General features: G+C 37.6%; 16 protein-coding genes and 1 riboswitch. Of the genes, 1 reads left to right on the forward strand and 15 read right to left on the reverse strand.

Features of this window, described 5'->3' with window-relative positions:
* Window positions 1–19: 19 nt before the first annotated feature.
* The 10 genes from TEPIRE1_RS09210 to srlA form a co-directional block, all read right to left on the reverse strand.
* A complete protein-coding gene (locus tag TEPIRE1_RS09210) occupies window positions 20–577 on the reverse strand; it encodes a flavin reductase family protein (RefSeq protein ID WP_013778899.1) in 558 nt (185 codons plus the stop codon).
* Between the two features lie 745 nt (window positions 578–1,322).
* Window positions 1,323–1,793: a 6,7-dimethyl-8-ribityllumazine synthase gene (gene ribH / locus TEPIRE1_RS09215; protein ID WP_013778900.1), complete on the reverse strand. Its 471-nt coding sequence runs from the start codon at window positions 1,791–1,793 to the stop codon at window positions 1,323–1,325.
* Between the two features lie 21 nt (window positions 1,794–1,814).
* Window positions 1,815–3,017 (reverse strand): bifunctional 3,4-dihydroxy-2-butanone-4-phosphate synthase/GTP cyclohydrolase II, encoded by a 1,203-nt coding sequence (locus tag TEPIRE1_RS09220; RefSeq protein ID WP_013778901.1) that lies wholly within the window; start codon window positions 3,015–3,017, stop codon window positions 1,815–1,817.
* 20 nt (window positions 3,018–3,037) lie between these two features.
* Window positions 3,038–3,676, reverse strand: coding sequence for a riboflavin synthase (locus TEPIRE1_RS09225; protein ID WP_013778902.1), 639 nt, complete (start codon window positions 3,674–3,676; stop codon window positions 3,038–3,040).
* A 14-nt stretch (window positions 3,677–3,690) separates the two neighbouring features.
* The gene (gene ribD / locus TEPIRE1_RS09230; RefSeq protein WP_013778903.1) at window positions 3,691–4,776 is read right to left on the reverse strand and encodes a bifunctional diaminohydroxyphosphoribosylaminopyrimidine deaminase/5-amino-6-(5-phosphoribosylamino)uracil reductase RibD; all 1,086 of its coding nucleotides are present in this window, start codon (window positions 4,774–4,776) and stop codon (window positions 3,691–3,693) included.
* A 79-nt stretch (window positions 4,777–4,855) separates the two neighbouring features.
* Window positions 4,856–4,987, reverse strand: a riboswitch (FMN riboswitch).
* A 66-nt stretch (window positions 4,988–5,053) separates the two neighbouring features.
* On the reverse strand, window positions 5,054–5,470 hold the full coding sequence (locus TEPIRE1_RS09235; protein ID WP_013778904.1) for a PTS glucitol/sorbitol transporter subunit IIA: 417 nt from the start codon (window positions 5,468–5,470) through the stop codon (window positions 5,054–5,056).
* Between the two features lie 33 nt (window positions 5,471–5,503).
* Window positions 5,504–6,349 (reverse strand): Gfo/Idh/MocA family protein, encoded by an 846-nt coding sequence (locus tag TEPIRE1_RS14130; RefSeq protein WP_015295650.1) that lies wholly within the window; start codon window positions 6,347–6,349, stop codon window positions 5,504–5,506.
* A 49-nt stretch (window positions 6,350–6,398) separates the two neighbouring features.
* Window positions 6,399–6,530: a Gfo/Idh/MocA family oxidoreductase gene (locus TEPIRE1_RS14265; protein ID WP_015295651.1), complete on the reverse strand. Its 132-nt coding sequence runs from the start codon at window positions 6,528–6,530 to the stop codon at window positions 6,399–6,401.
* Window positions 6,531–6,597: 67 nt separating this feature from the next.
* A complete protein-coding gene (gene srlE / locus TEPIRE1_RS09245) occupies window positions 6,598–7,569 on the reverse strand; it encodes a PTS glucitol/sorbitol transporter subunit IIB (protein ID WP_013778905.1) in 972 nt (323 codons plus the stop codon).
* A 36-nt stretch (window positions 7,570–7,605) separates the two neighbouring features.
* Window positions 7,606–8,142: a PTS glucitol/sorbitol transporter subunit IIC gene (srlA, locus tag TEPIRE1_RS09250; RefSeq protein WP_013778906.1), complete on the reverse strand. Its 537-nt coding sequence runs from the start codon at window positions 8,140–8,142 to the stop codon at window positions 7,606–7,608.
* A gap of 687 nt (window positions 8,143–8,829) precedes the next feature.
* Here srlA and TEPIRE1_RS09255 point away from each other — a divergent pair.
* Window positions 8,830–9,213 (forward strand): helix-turn-helix domain-containing protein, encoded by a 384-nt coding sequence (locus TEPIRE1_RS09255; protein ID WP_013778907.1) that lies wholly within the window; start codon window positions 8,830–8,832, stop codon window positions 9,211–9,213.
* A 151-nt stretch (window positions 9,214–9,364) separates the two neighbouring features.
* Here the strand turns inward: TEPIRE1_RS09255 and panF are convergent, their stop codons facing one another.
* Genes panF through dpaL form a run of 5 tightly spaced genes read right to left on the reverse strand, consistent with a single transcriptional unit; the run spans window position 9,365 to window position 15,250 of the window.
* Window positions 9,365–10,855, reverse strand: coding sequence for a sodium/pantothenate symporter (gene panF / locus TEPIRE1_RS09260; RefSeq protein ID WP_015295652.1), 1,491 nt, complete (start codon window positions 10,853–10,855; stop codon window positions 9,365–9,367).
* A complete protein-coding gene (locus tag TEPIRE1_RS09265) occupies window positions 10,852–11,169 on the reverse strand; it encodes a YhdT family protein (RefSeq protein WP_013778909.1) in 318 nt (105 codons plus the stop codon). Before TEPIRE1_RS09265 ends, panF begins: the two co-directional genes overlap by 4 nt.
* A 31-nt stretch (window positions 11,170–11,200) precedes the next feature.
* Window positions 11,201–12,796 carry an N-acyl-D-amino-acid deacylase family protein gene (locus TEPIRE1_RS09270; RefSeq protein WP_013778910.1) on the reverse strand — a complete coding sequence of 532 codons (1,596 nt, stop codon included), beginning with the start codon at window positions 12,794–12,796 and terminating at the stop codon, window positions 11,201–11,203.
* A 17-nt stretch (window positions 12,797–12,813) separates the two neighbouring features.
* The gene (locus tag TEPIRE1_RS09275) at window positions 12,814–13,995 is read right to left on the reverse strand and encodes a YgeY family selenium metabolism-linked hydrolase (RefSeq protein ID WP_013778911.1); all 1,182 of its coding nucleotides are present in this window, start codon (window positions 13,993–13,995) and stop codon (window positions 12,814–12,816) included.
* Between the two features lie 22 nt (window positions 13,996–14,017).
* Window positions 14,018–15,250 carry a diaminopropionate ammonia-lyase gene (gene dpaL / locus TEPIRE1_RS09280; RefSeq protein ID WP_013778912.1) on the reverse strand — a complete coding sequence of 411 codons (1,233 nt, stop codon included), beginning with the start codon at window positions 15,248–15,250 and terminating at the stop codon, window positions 14,018–14,020.
* Window positions 15,251–15,296: the final 46 nt, after the last annotated feature.

Below are 15,296 nucleotides of genomic sequence, written 5' to 3' on the forward strand. Positions count from 1 at the left end.
AACAGGTATAAAACACAAGCTACTTAAAAGCATTTCCATCCTGAAAAGCATTACCAACCTTTTCGCCTAACACCAGATAGTCATTGTGAACCGGGTCAAAAGAGATTGGCCGTAGCTTGGCTACGTCAATCAAACCGTCCTCACCAAGTATGCTTTCATCGGCGCTGATATTGACAATCTCTCCGATAATATTTCCATCCTCACTTACTTTTAGCAAACGACACTCTAATGTCATTGGCAGTTCACAGATGATGGGTGCATCCACAAAGCTGCTCTTTTCAGTGGTAAATCCGGCTTTCTTTAATTTATCCGGGGTATCATTGGCGGAAACAAGTCCTACATAATCGCAGGCCGTCACATGAGCAGCATCGCCAAAACTGATTGTAAAGGCCTCCTTGGTCTTGATATTTTTTGTGGTTTTATGATCTTCGCTAAGAGAGAGTATCACACGGTTAGTGTCGTAGATACCTCCCCATGCCGCATTCATGGCATTGGCATTGCCATTTTCATCATAACTGCCCACAATTAGAACAGGCAGAGGGTAAAACCAGGTTTTTGCTCCAAAATTTTTTCTCATACTTTTTCGCTCCTCTTTAAATCAAGTAGTATTTTTCAATACTCCTGATTAAATTTTTATTATTTTAAAAGAGATATCCTAATGCTAAAATAAAGCTACAGGATAGTTAGCAAAGGATGATTCTTATCACTCCTGCAAAACCTAACGGTAAAGCGGCTTCCTTCCGACAAAAGCAAAGGCAGACATCGAAAGCAAGAAAGCTTTATTATTCATCCGTTCTGCCTTCACTTTTTCTTACAAGTTTATTATACTCCTTATCTGATACAAATTCACATCATTTAGTGGTAGCAGGTTGTCATAATTAGCTAATACATTAGTTAGTGCTGCTCTATAATCAAAAAATGTTATTATATAGCATATTTCATCTTCTGAAATATTTATGCCACGTCTTACATTCAGCTTTTCTGAGACTTCTTTAACTGCTTAGTCAAGTCTTTCATTTTGGATGATATAATCTCTTTCCATTTCTTCATCAAACTCTTTACCTGCAAGTCCTCTAGGCTTAAGTTAGTTCATCTTTGAATATATTATTTCATAGATGTTACCTGCATCGATGGTGCAGAACCATTCCATAGAAACCTCTTTCTTTCATAATAATTATAGTTTTTGTAATGTTAACTCTTTATTAATATATATTCTATGAAAACAGGAGTTTTCCTTTTTTGTAAGGAATAACAATTCGAGAAATTTTAAAGACCCATCTTACCTTTTCAGTAAAATGGGTCTAATATATTAATTATTTTTTTTAGAAATTCAACTGCTTTTTAAGATTGGCCATTTCTATAGCACTAAGGGCAGCTTCGCTTCCTTTGTTTCCTGCTTTTGTCCCTGCTCTTTCGATGGCTTGTTCTAATGTGTCAGTGGTTATAATTCCAAAGATTGTGGGCACCTGGGTTTGCAGGGATACCTGTGCCACCCCTTTTGCAGCTTCAGAGGATATATATTCAAAATGAGGCGTAGCTCCCCGTATCACAGCTCCAAGACATATAACCGCGTCATACTTTTTGCTCTCGGCCATAAGTTTTGCAGCAAGGGGAATTTCAAATCCTCCCGGCACCCATGCAATTTCAATATCTTCTTCTGCTGCGCCATGGCGTATGAGTGTATCTTCGGCACCTTCCAACAGTTTTTTTGTAAAAAAATCATTGAATCTGCTTACAACGATCCCGAACTTTAAGTTTTCAGCTATAAGTTTACCTTCGATTATTTTTGACATGTAACATTCTCCTCCCTGTTTTTAAAGCCAGTGACCCATTTTTTCTTTTTTTGTAGCTAAATATTTCATGTTATATTCATTAGGTTTTATTTTTATGGGAACACATTCTGTAACAGTGAGACCGTATCCTGAAAGCCCAATAAGTTTCTTTGGGTTATTGGTTAAAAGCCGCATTTTTCTTATGCCTAAGTCCCTTAGTATTTGAGCGCCTATGCCATAATCTCTAAGATCTGCCGAAAAACCCAGTTCTTCGTTAGCTTCTACGGTATCAAGACCTTCATCCTGCAGACTGTATGCCTTTATCTTATTTGCAAGGCCTATGCCTCGCCCCTCCTGCCGCATGTAAAGGAGTATGCCTTTGCCTTCACGCTGAATTTGTTCTAATGAGCTTTTTAATTGTAGTCCGCAGTCGCATCGGCGAGAGGCAAATACATCTCCTGTAAGGCATTCGGAATGGACCCTTACAAGGGGTGTATCTTCCTCGTTTATATCTCCCTTAACTAAAGCTACGTGGTTTTCCTTTGTTATGATATCTTCGTAGCAGTAAAGCCTGAAATATCCGTAATCCGTAGGTAAATCTGCCTCGGCAATTTTTTCAACAAGCTTTTCTCTTGTTTTTCTATATTTTATCAGTTCCTCAATAGTAATAATTTTTATATTGTGTGTTTTCGAAAATTCCATAAGCTCAGGGAGCCTTGCCATTTTGCCATCGTCCTTCATGATCTCGCAAATAACCCCTGCCGGATAAAGACCTGCTAGATTCGCCATATCTACCGCAGCTTCGGTATGACCGGCCCTTCTCAGCACTCCACCGGGTTTTGCCGCAAGTGGAAAGATATGTCCCGGCCGCCGGAAATCTTCAGGCTTTGCCTTAACATAGGTCAGAGTTTTTGCGGTTAGGGCTCTGTCATATGCCGAAATTCCCGTTGAAGTATCAACATGGTCTACAGATACGGTAAAAGCCGTTCCCATATTGTCAGTATTTTTTTCTACCATAGGTGCAAGCTTTAATTGTTTGGCTCTTTCCTCAGTAATCGGTGCACAAATAAGCCCTTTACCAAAAGTAGCCATGAAGTTTATATCTTCCGCGGTCACCATTTCAGCTGCCATCAAAAGGTCTCCCTCGTTTTCACGATTTTCATCATCAACTACTATTATCATCTTCCCTGCACAAATGTCTTCAATAGCTTCTTCTATGGTATTAAAACTAAAAATATCCTCCAATCTAAACTCCTCCAATTATATCAATATCCCATAGAAATAAGTTTTTCCATGGTCATTGTTTCATTGCATTGCTCTTGCTTTAAAAACTTTTCGATATATTTACCTATAATATCAGTTTCTATATTTACCAAATCGCCTGGATTCTTAAACCCAAGTGCAGTGCCGCTTAAAGTGGCAGGGATAATAGAAACCCCAAAACCTTCACTTCTTACTTCCTGCACCGTAAGGCTTATCCCGTCAATAGCTACCGAGCCTTTTAAAACTATGTATTTTAAAAGCTCTTGTCCTGCCGTGATGTATAATGTGAAAAAATCATCGCTCTTTTTAATTTCGCGGGTAGTGCCCACCCCATCAACATGTCCTTGAACAATATGACCGTCTAATCTGCCTTGTGCCTTTAAAGCCCTTTCAAGATTTACCTTGCTTTTTGGCAGAAGTTTTCCTAAATTTGTGCTCTGTAAGGTCGCAGACATTATATCAGCTGAAAATCCCGCTGCTTTTATATCTTTTACTGTAAGGCACACACCGTTTACCGCAATGCTGTCGCCGTATTTAAGCCCTTCAAGAATTTTCTTGCAGGAAACATGCAGCATTGCTCCGCAAGTTTTGTGCTGCAGGTTGGATATCTCTCCTACTTCTTCTATAATTCCGGTAAACACTAAGTAACCTCCCTTCATCCTTTTTTAGAATACATTGTAAGCATGATATCTTCGCCGACTTTTTCTGCATCGTCAATATAAAAATCATACACATCTTTCATTTCTCTTAGAAAAAGATTTTCCACATAATCCTTGCCATCACCTCCGATAATCTTTGGAGAAAGGAAAACTATTAATTTATCTAAAAGCCCTTCTATAAGAAATGAAGTAAATACCTTGGCGCCTCCTTCCACTAAAATACTGTAAATTCCACTATTATAGAGAGCCTTCAATAGTTCATTAAGGTTTACTTTATTCTGAGATGTCATTATAATATCTGCACCCATCTCCTCAAGCTTTTGCAAGCGCCCTTTGTCAGCCTGCGCTGTAGTGGCTAAAATAACTTTACCTTTGCCTTGCAAGAGTTTTGACTCGATGGGAATTACGGCCGATGAATCTAGGACTATCTTTACCGGATTTGCTGCGTTATTTGCCAGACGGCAGTCAAGGATCGGGTCATCCGCCAGAACTGTTCCTATACCCACTAAAATAGCATCATACATGCTTCTTATCTCGTGACCCTTTTTTCTAGCAGCATCACATGTTATCCATTTTGATTTTCCGGAAGATAAGGCAATCTTTCCATCAACGCTCTGAGCTATTTTTGCTATGACAAAGGGGGTTTGCTCGGAAATGTTTTTAATAAAAACTTCATTTAACTTTGATGCTTTATTCTTTAGAACGCCTACCGAAACTTCTATCCCGGCATTTTGCAATTGCGAAAACCCTTTTCCGGCAACTTTGGAATTGGGATCTTCTATGGCTGCAACTACTCTTGCTATTTGGGCTTTTATCAGTGCTTCAGTGCAAGGCGGCGTTTTCCCGTAGTGACAGCAAGGTTCCAGATTTACATAAATAGTTGCTCCTTTTGCATTAAGTCCGGCTTCCTTTAGAGCCTCTATTTCGGCATGAGGTCCCCCTGCCTTTTTATGATAGCCTTCCCCTACAATTTTGCCGTCTTTTACGATAACTGCCCCTACCATGGGATTTTCTCCCGTTGTTTTTCTGCCCTTTTCTGCAAGCTCCAATGCCCTTTGCATAAAATACTCATCAGTTTCCATAAAATCCCTCGCTTTTTATGTAAAATAAAAATGCCCCGGAAAATACACTCTCCAGGGCAAATACACCTATAAAAATATAATGAACCTTCTTCCATCCAGACTATACTGTCGGCTTTGGATTTGCACCAAATCGGCTCCTCATCGAAGTTCGCGGGCTTACTCTCTCGAGCTTACCGCCGGTGGGGAATTTCACCCCGCCCTGAAGGTTGTTATCTTTAAAGTTTTAAATTGATTATGAGTTATGATATCATATAAAGATTATATTTTCAAGGGATTTTTATCGCTTCAAAACGCTGTCTGATTTTTTATATCTTTCCACTTTGTCACTGATTATTATCTGTCTTCCTATGCTAATTAGTTCTTCGTAAGATGGCATAAAATCTAAAGTTCCAAGATGTATATGTCCAGGAAGTAAAGCTGAGGTATTTTTATCAAATACAAGCGTGGAATGACCTAATTCTTTTAAATTTTTATTTGCTACACTTCCTACTGCAGTAATTTTAAAGTATATACCACTTATGCTTAAAATATCTCCAGATTTTATATCTTCTTTCATAAAAGCAAGTCGATGCAAAACACAATAAGGAGCTAGCTCTTTAGGGGCATTTTCGCAAAAAAGTATAACCATCCCTTCATTAAACAAAGATTCTGCTTTTTCACCTATATCTGTTATAGTAGACAAAAGCTTCACCATAAAGGCATCCTCCGCTCTGTTGTAGAATTTTTATTAATGGTCAATTATAACCGGAGAGCCTTTTTCTAGACTTTGATGCACAGCCTGGGCAATTCGAGTAGCTTCAATACCATCTTTGCCATCAGCCAAAAATGGCTTGTTTTGCTCTAGATCTTTAATAAAATCAGCAAGCGGCTGAATTCCGAACCCAAAAGGCTTATTATCAAAATAATTAATAAAATAAGGATTTGGCGTAAACGACTTTATATTATCAAATATCTCTAAGCCTCTATTTTGCGAATCCATTCTGATGTATCTATTGTTGCCTAAAATTAGTGTTTTGCCATCATTTGATTTGGGAAATGACGAAGGAATTATCCATGAATTTTCAACAGTCCATACAGCCCCATTTTCAAAGGTAATCATTGCTTGAATGCTATCATATGTATCAATACCCCTTAATTTCAACTCTTCTTTTTGTCCCTTTGCATATACCTCTTTTGCCTCACATTGCATGTACCATCTTATTAAATCGTAACAATGAACTCCCAAAAAGAAAGCAGGGGAACTAAGATAAGACCAACTCAACCACTTAGTTGGAACATCTATAATATCATCCATGCTCATATAGCCATGAAGTATTTTATCAGATTTCTCTGATTCTAAATTATTTTTTATAGAAATAGCCGCAGGATCCCATCTTTTATGAAAGTCTACCGCTACCCTTACCCCGTTTTTAATGGCAGAGTCATTAATACTTAAGCATTCCTCAACCGACAAAGCCATAGGTTTTTCAATTAACACATGCTTTTTTGCGTTTATCGCCTTTATTGCAGGTTCATAATTAAAAGGATCTGGAGTAGCAATAACTACAGCATCTATATCTTCGCTGTCGAACATTTCTTCAATATCAGTAAATGTTTTAACATCGTATTTTTCTCATATAAGTTCAGCCCTTAGCCCTTGCTTTATTAATGTCACAGATGCACTTCAAATTTGCTAATTGACTAGATGCTAAAAAAGCTACATGATTTTCTCCATAAATCCCCGTTCCAATTACAGCAATATTAATTTTTTCCATATTTTCCTCCCGAAACTTATGTTTTTCCTTTATTAATACTCATTTACCCCTTCTTAAAAATATCAAATTAAAATAACCCAATACTCATAAAATAACCAAGTAAAACAGCAAGCGGACCCGTGATTTGTCTTGAAAGTAAAAATGCGGGGGTTCCGTATTCAATTGTTTGTGGTTGCGCCTCTTGCATTGATAGGCCAACAGGAACAAAATCTGCTCCTACTTGCACATCTATCGCAAATAAAGCTGGTAAAGCTAAGGCTACAGGTACATTACCTATCGCTATTTCGGCACCTATGACAACGCTAAGGACTTGCTGAATCGCCGCTCCAGGACCTAGCAAAGGTGAAAGAAATGGGATGCCGCAAATAAATGCTATTACAATTAACCCCCATAATGAACTTGTCAATGGAGATAGTGCATTTGCTACATAAGTGCCTACTCCGCTATGTAAAATTAATGTTACTATTACACTAATAAACGCCATAAAGGGAATAACCATATGAATAACGGTTTGGACAGCTTCCTTCCCTGAACCATAAAGCATAGAAATTACTTTGGACATTGCACTAGCAAGTTTTTCTATTAGTTTAACAAAATTCTTCTCCGTATTTTTTTCCTGCATAAAATTATCTGCTGAACTTCTTCTGTTTTCTACCCGATTCGTCTCTTCTTTTTCAATAAGTTCTATATTTTCTTTTGTTACACCTGAAACATAAATATTCTCTTTTATATATTTTGCCAAAGGTCCTGAAGGACCAATCGCATTAATGTTAATTGTTGGAATGCCTTTCTGTGGGTATAGGCCGCATCGCAACGAGCCACCACAATTTACTACAATACAGATCACTTCATCATCAGGAACAGATGTATTAAATCCGTTAACTATTTCGGCTCCTAGTAATTTACCTATATATTCAGCTATTGGATCTATGTTTCTGCCGGTCATCGAAACAATTTTATTACATTTTCCTTTACGTTCTAGGTATAACGGTCCGCCAAATCCGCCCTTTCCTTTTGTTACTTTCACTACTTTTGACAAATTTATTCCCCCCGTAGTAAATAAATATTTTATAATTTATAAAAAATCTACATTATACTCATTGCGCCTACTTATTTTCATAAATATATATTCGGTTAAAACTCCTCTTATTAAACCCAAAATCATTCCTGCTAATATGTATCTAACAGCTAGGGTCGTTGTAGAATATCCTGCTTTTTTTACTCCTTCTGCTATGCCCAGCCACACAAATAGCTCGAAGGGAACCGTATGTGGAAAAAGTGATGTAAGTGGATGCGCCGTAGCACCTAAGGCATCTTCGTATCCCGGCTTACATTTTTCAGGCAGAAATCTTCCCAATGCTACACCGCCGGGGCTAGAAAAGAAGAACCATGCTATGGATGGCAGAAAACCATATGTTAGGATTTTATTTTTGCCAAATGCAATTGCTAACTTATTTATTTTTTCTTCTCCTATGAGTTTAATAATAAAATTCATTCCCGTTAACAGCGCTATAAGCATAGGTATAATGTCAATTATCATACCAGAAAAAGTTTCACCCGATTTTTGCATTAATTCAATAAGATTTGTTGCCAAAGAAACTAGAAAATCCATTTGTATTCCTCCCATCTAGTATTTTCAAAAAATTCTATGCTATTTTTAAAGAATATTCAAAATATATACTCTGCAATTATTGCTTTTTTAATATAATTATAGTAAGATAAAATTCGTAAAGGCCTTAAATTGACAATACATTTATTTGTTTATATAGGTATTTAGCTCACAATCTTTACTATTATTCATTATCTTAAGCATCTGTATCTATTTTAGAAAATTAGAATTCTATTCTTTAAGTCGATATTTTGTCTATTAATAGTCAAATAGTCTAAATAACTGCATATAATATTCATTTCACCACCCTTCAAAAATATGAAACAGATAAAAGAAAGCCTTCTAAAAAAGATCATTAAGGTTTTATCCCAGGGTTCCAGTAAACCGATAAGTTAGTTTTTGACCAAGATAGCTATTGCAGAACTAATAAATAATTTCCATTGAATTCAAATTTACCCAAAAGATTCTACTAATATAATTAAGAAAGCTTGTGACAATGGTATCCCTCCCCTAGCTTTTAAATTATTTCTTATAAGAGCAATTGTAAAAATCAAAAGAAACATGAATTGTAAAGATCAGAGTAACTTTAAGTATTTTTTCTTGATTATTAGTATAACTCGTTTTTTAGAGAATATCAAGCATAAATTTCTTTTTTACGAGAATAATATATTTATGAAGGGACTCATTTTTATGGAAAGTCTAAAGACAATCGGGGAAAGAATCAAATATGCTCGAAAGTTAAAAGGTCTGACTCAAAATGATATTTATAAACTTACAGGTATCTCTAGCGGAAATCTCAGTGACATCGAAAATAATAAAGTGTTGCCTTCTGCTAATGCTTTAATATCGTTAAAGCGAGAATTGGGAGTTTCTATAGATTGGATTTTAACTGGTGAAGCAGATGTTGCTTTTGATAAAAAACAAAATAAATCCCCTAGCGATATAGGGAAGCTTTCCCCTAATGAAATCGATATTTTACTCAAATATAGAAAACTTGATGATGTTGATAAGGAAGAAATAGATGCAATCATAGATATAAAGCTTCATAGAAAAAATAAAAAATATTTAAGTTAACTCAGGATTTAATAAATTAACTCAAGGAAAAAAGCTGTTTTCTAATTTTTATCAAGGTCTAAAAACAATGGAAAGATAAAGAAATTGCTAACGAAGATAAAAACTAACCCCTCAGCTTTGCAAGTTGCATTGCCAAGGGGTTAGTTTTTATCTAAATTAATTCATTTGGCTTTGATTTGCCCCAGAAAACTTCTATAACTTTCTTTGGAGGTTTTGGAGTTGCTAAACTTACAAAAACTGTGAGCAGGCCGGAAACAATAAGTCCCATTACAATCCCATGCATCCCGAGGTTAAATGGGATAATATTTCCTTGCACGAGAATGAAAGTGACCATGCCGCCCATCATCCCTGCTAAGGCACCGTATTCATTGGTGCGCCACCAGTAAAGCCCCAATAACATGGGCCAGAAAAAGGATGACGTTAAACCACCTATTGCAAATAGTATGAACCACTGTAATGCTGCCGGTGGGTTAATAGCTATTATTAACGGTATTAGCGCGGCAATTATCGTTGCTATTGTAGTTATTCTTTTTACTTTTTTGGGATCTTTGGTTGGTTTTATGGTTAAATACATGTCTCTTACTAAAGCTGAACTTATAACAATGATGACAGCTGCGATAGAGGACTGAATAGCAGCAGCTACCCCCGCCAATGTCAAGCCTGCCATCCATCCAGGCATTATATTTACTGATAAATAGGGAATTACATAGTCCGGTACATCTAAATTGGGAACCACGGCTCTTGCTAAGTTTCCTGCCCATACAATCATAGCGCTCCATATAAACACTACAACTGCGCCTATTATCATGGCATTGTGCATACCTTTTGTATCTTTATACATTAGGCAACCCATAGCTCCATGCGGTTGACCTATAGTAACAAGGCCCAGTGAAACAAACATCGAAAAGGCATAAGCGGGATTCCAAACCCAAGGAGTTACCAAATTAGGATCGATGTCAATAATAGTTCTGTAAGTAGCTTCTAAAGGACTCACTTTTGCTAGTAGCATGACAAATAACATCACTATTGCCAAAGTCATAACTATCCCTTGAAAGACTGTAGCAGTCGATACGCCTTTAATTCCGCCCGTAACAGTGTAAATTAAAATTACCATACCAAATATCATTAGAGCTGTAACATATGGTAGACCGGTCATTACTTCAATTAATCTGCTTCCTCCGCTAAGTTGAGCTACTACATTAGACGTATAAAAAATCCAAATAGCAATGGCACTAAACCACCTTACAGCTTTGCTGTTATTGTATCTATATGTCAAGATGTCTTGATATGATTGAGCATCTATACGTCGTGCGATAATACCTAATTTTTTTCCTATCTGTCCTAATACAACAAAGTTCATAAAGCTCTGAGACAAAACCACAAAGGGAAATACTAGACCGACACTATATGCAAGCCCCGGACTTCCTAAAAATGTGCCGGCACTGCATAAGCCTGCAGCGAGCATAAATACAATTACAAGTGTTCCCATTCCACGACCGCCGGTATAAAATTCACTTAGGTAATCGTCTAATTTTGTTTTAGCCATTGAGCGTCTTGAGTATTCTCCGATTCCAAGTAGTATCAAGGAATATACTATAAAAGAAATTATTACAGTAGTTCTAGCGCCTGATATATCCATCATTGCTCACCTCTTTTTTCTTTTATTTGTTTAATCCACGGTTCTACGCTGACAGGAATGAATATTTTTGAAACCAGATAGTATATTAAAATTAGGAATAATACTGTAATCAGTAAGGCATAAAACCACCATGCAGGCATCCCCAATATAAAATTGTAATTTCTAGGATCGCCCTTCCCGACAGTATATGCAACTATAAGCATTATAAATGTGTAGCATAGTTGGACCGCAAAAACAATAAGCATTTCCTTTTTAGCTATCACAAATCTTTCATCGACTTCTATATCTTTCATGTCATAGTCTTGATCATTTTTCATTTCTTCCTCACCTCCCTTAAAATTTTAATACCTAACTGAATCTTAAAACCTTGCCTGCTTTTTTAGGTTGCGGCTCACCACAATCTACAAGTATTTGCCCGTTTACAATTACACAATCAATTCCCTCAGGGTACTGGATAGGATTAACATAATCGGCAGTATCTTTTACTTTTTCAGGATCGAAAATAACTATATCTGCCGCATAATTTTTCTTTAGAAGTCCTCTATCTTTTAATCCTAAAACACTTGCAGGCTTTCCTGTCATTTTGTAAATTGCTGTCTCTAAATCTAGCACCTTTTCTTCCCGAACATATTTGCCTAAAATACGAGGAAATGTCCCGTACAGCCGAGGATGTGGTTTTGCTCCCATAATGCCGTCAGTGCATACATTATGTTCTTTTCTTTTCATAATCTCTACAACATGTTCTTCTTTTCCGTAAAAGTCCACCATTCCTACAACATTTTCTTCTTCAAGCAGTAAGTCAAATACCGCTTCAAATGGGTCTTTTCCTCTCATTTCGCCGATTTCAACCAAATTCTTTCCAACTACATCTCGGTTCTTTTCCGTTTTAACAAATGTGACATAAATGCCATCGAGGCCTGCAAAATCAATAAAATTATCCCATCCAGGTATTCCATTAGTTATGTCTTCTTTCATCTTTTTCCTTAATTCCGGGCTTTTAAGTCGTTCTAGAAGTTTATCTGTGCCTCCATCGTGAGCCCATGGCGGCAGAATTACTCCGAGCATTGTGCTGCCAGCTACATATGGATATTGATCAAAGGATACAGTAATGCCTTCTTCATGTGCTTTATCCAGCTTCTCCATTACTTTTGGAAATTTATCCCAATTTTTCTTGCCGGCTACTTTAAAATGAGAAAAATGGACTCTGCAACCGCTCTCTTTCCCAATGGTGAGAATTTCATCCATTGAGTCCAATATGCTATCTGCTTCACTGCGCTGATGTGTTACAAAAACAGCGCCTGTATTATGCAATACTTTTCCTAGAGTAATAAATTCATCAACTTTGGCATAACAGCAAGGCGGATATATCATTCCTGTAGACATGCCAAAGGCGCCTTCTTTAATGCTATTTTCTAAAAGTTTTTCCATTGATTTAAGTTCTTCAGTAGTCGGCAAGCGGTCGTCAAGCCCCATAGCCGAAAGGCGTAGATTGCCATGAGGCGCTAAAAATGCAATATTCGGGCCAAGCTCAAGCTCTTCTAGCCGGCTCAAGTATTCGCCTGTACTCCTCCATGTCCACTCTACTTCATATTCGCCTTCTAAGCCTGCCATAGCTTTCTTCCAAGAAGAAATGTATTCATCTTTTATAGGTGCAAGCGACATCCCATCTTGACCAATAACTTCAGTTGTAACTCCCTGGCGAATCTTTGGCGAAACAAAAGGTTCTGCAAATACGTGTAAATCCGAGTGACTGTGGGTATCGATGAATCCGGGGGATACTACCTTATCTGATGCATCAATTATTGTTTTACTTTCAGCATCCTTAAGGTCGCCGTCTATTGCTTCGATCTTACCATCCTTTATACCTATATCTGCCTTCTTGCCTTTGGCACCTGTTCCATCGACCACAAGGCCATTTTTAATTATGATATCGAAAACGCTCATCTAAAACCCTCCTTGATTTAGCTTAATAAAGCCTTGATTATTTCATAATAGCCGCATGTTGCTTTTAGAAGCTGCTCGATTTCTATATATTCATCTACTATATGGGCAAGACTCTCTTTAGACGGACCAAAACCCAGTGTTTTAATATTCGCCTCTCCCGCATAGTGACTGCCGTTAGTGCAAAAAGAGTAATGGGTTATTTCAGGCTGAAAGCCTGCGCTTTTTAGCCCCTCATAGGTTTTTTGGATAAAATCTTCTTTTTCATCGTAGAGCCATGCCGGGAAAAATCTTTCTCCCTGTATTTTTGTGCCTGTATAGCACTTTTCCTCCCCTAAAGCATAGGACACTTTTGCTTTAAAGTTCGGGTCATCTTTTTCCATCCTTGCAATAATATCTTTTATTGGCTGCAAAACACTTTCTTTTGTTTCGCCCACCAAAAGCCTCCTGTCAAATGTTGCTCTGCAATAATCAGGCACCACGGATGCTCCGGGATAAGGCGATGATTTTATATCTGTAAGTTCTAAGATTCCATCTCCCAGGAAGTCGTGATGGACGGGCTTTATTTTGCGGATTTCATCAATCAAATTTGTCATACTATAGACAGCATTTATTCCTGCTTTAGGATTTGAAGAGTGGGCGCTTTTGCCAAAAGTCTCTATGACTATTTCCGCTCTTCCTCTCTGCCCGCGCTTAATGTTGCACTCTGAAGCTTCTCCTATGACAACATAATCAGGGTTTACTTTTTCGCTGACTTTTCTAGATGCTATTCCCTCAAAGCATTCCTCGTAGACAACACCTGCAATATATATATCTCCAGCAAAATCCTTCTTTGTGCTTCTTGCATAATTTGCAGCCGCACACACCATCGCGCTTATAGCGCCTTTCATATCTGAAGCTCCTCTGCCATATATCCTCCTTTCTTCGATAATCCCTTCAAAAGGTGCCTTGCTCCACTGACTTTCGTCAGCAGGTACAGTATCCATATGACCGTCAAACAAAATAACTTTGCCGGGTTTACTACCTCTCATATGGCCTATTACATTACCATAATCATCAGTTAAAATCTCATCAAACCCCATTGCCTTGAAAGTATCAGCCAGTTTTGCGGCAAGCATTTCCTCCTGGCCGGAATAGCTTCTGATTCTTATTAAATCTTGACATAGATTTATTACTTCTTTTTGTTGATTTTCTGTTAGCATTTCTTTTTCACCTCTCATATTTTTACAAAAGATCGTATGAAGGATATTTTCCATCCCAAACTATTTTTCTGTAATCCACCGGATCTGTATCGCCTTCTGTGCTTATAAGGAGGATTTTTGACTTTTCGTCAATCCTAAGTAGATCCTTCATTTTGCTGAGTTTTTCAGCTTCTGCTATCAAACTTAAAACTCCCATGCCTACAGCTCCTGACTCTCCGGAAATTACTTGCGCATCTCCTTTTATCGGGCTGCCAAGTATCCTTACACCTCTTGCTGCCGTATTATCAGAACATATAGCATACATATCAGCATAATCTCTTAAAATTTCCCAACTTATTATATTTGGCACGCCGCATGCAAGCCCTGACATAATGGTATCAAGACTGCCTTTTACGGCATGGGGCTTTCCATCATTTGCCTTCGCTGATTCATATATACATGCAGCTTTTTCAGGCTCAATTATAAGTGTTACAGGTCTTTCTTCCTTATAACGTGATGCTAAATAGCCCTGTACAGCTCCTGCAAATGAACCTACCCCTGCCTGAAGAAAAACATGCGTGGGTTTATCGTCGCCAAGTGCCTTGATTTGCTCTATTGCTTCATCAATTAACGTGCCATATCCTTGCATTATCCAAAAAGGTATGTCTTCATATCCTTCCCAGGCTGTATCTTGCACAATAACTCCTCCGTGCTTTTCGGCATATTTCATTGCAATTTTTACAGAATCGTCGTAATTGTATTCTGTAATTGATGCCTCAGCACCCTCATTTATTATATTTTGCAGGCGAATTTTTGAAGAACCCTTTGGCATAAAAACTACGCATTTTTGCCCCAGCTGCCTCGCTGCCCATGCTACGCCCCGCCCATGATTACCATCGGTAGCAGTTACAAAAGTGATATCTCCTATTTTTTCTCTAGTTTCCTTCGAACGCAGTTTTTCAAAGGTTATTTCTTCTTGTGGCATGCCAAGCTTTTGGCCTAAATACATGCCTATAGCAAAGGAGCCGCCCAAAACTTTAAAAGCATTAAGACCGAATCTATAAGATTCGTCCTTTACCCAGATTTTATTTACCTCAAATCTTTTAGCAAGGTTGTCTAAAGTATGCAGCGGTGTCACTGAATATTCAGGAAAGCTTTTGTGAAAATTACGCACCTTTTTAACTTGCTCTTGTGACATAACATCTACAGAAACCTTTTCGCTATAATTTTTTCTAGCATTGTTATTATAAATAAACTTAATCGGTAAATCGTTCATTAGTCGATACCTGCCTTTTAGTATTTTAAAGCTTCATGATTCTTTA

Source organism: Tepidanaerobacter acetatoxydans Re1 (genome assembly GCF_000328765.2).
Lineage (GTDB): Bacteria > Bacillota > Thermosediminibacteria > Thermosediminibacterales > Tepidanaerobacteraceae > Tepidanaerobacter > Tepidanaerobacter acetatoxydans.

Coding starts and splice junctions, on each gene's coding strand:
- TEPIRE1_RS09255 (WP_013778907.1), top strand. CDS start 8,830: ATGGAAAGTCTAAAGACAATCGGGGAAAGAATCAAATATGCTCGAAAG.
- dpaL (WP_013778912.1), bottom strand. CDS start 15,250: ATGAACGATTTACCGATTAAGTTTATTTATAATAACAATGCTAGAAAA.
- ribH (WP_013778900.1), bottom strand. CDS start 1,793: ATGTCAAAAATAATCGAAGGTAAACTTATAGCTGAAAACTTAAAGTTC.
- TEPIRE1_RS09270 (WP_013778910.1), bottom strand. CDS start 12,796: ATGAGCGTTTTCGATATCATAATTAAAAATGGCCTTGTGGTCGATGGA.
- TEPIRE1_RS09275 (WP_013778911.1), bottom strand. CDS start 13,995: ATGCTAACAGAAAATCAACAAAAAGAAGTAATAAATCTATGTCAAGAT.
- TEPIRE1_RS14265 (WP_015295651.1), bottom strand. CDS start 6,530: ATGGAAAAAATTAATATTGCTGTAATTGGAACGGGGATTTATGGAGAA.
- ribD (WP_013778903.1), bottom strand. CDS start 4,776: ATGGAAACTGATGAGTATTTTATGCAAAGGGCATTGGAGCTTGCAGAA.
- TEPIRE1_RS09235 (WP_013778904.1), bottom strand. CDS start 5,470: ATGGTGAAGCTTTTGTCTACTATAACAGATATAGGTGAAAAAGCAGAA.
- panF (WP_015295652.1), bottom strand. CDS start 10,855: ATGATGGATATATCAGGCGCTAGAACTACTGTAATAATTTCTTTTATA.
- TEPIRE1_RS09265 (WP_013778909.1), bottom strand. CDS start 11,169: ATGAAAAATGATCAAGACTATGACATGAAAGATATAGAAGTCGATGAA.
- TEPIRE1_RS14130 (WP_015295650.1), bottom strand. CDS start 6,349: ATGTTCGACAGCGAAGATATAGATGCTGTAGTTATTGCTACTCCAGAT.
- TEPIRE1_RS09210 (WP_013778899.1), bottom strand. CDS start 577: ATGAGAAAAAATTTTGGAGCAAAAACCTGGTTTTACCCTCTGCCTGTT.
- srlA (WP_013778906.1), bottom strand. CDS start 8,142: ATGGATTTTCTAGTTTCTTTGGCAACAAATCTTATTGAATTAATGCAA.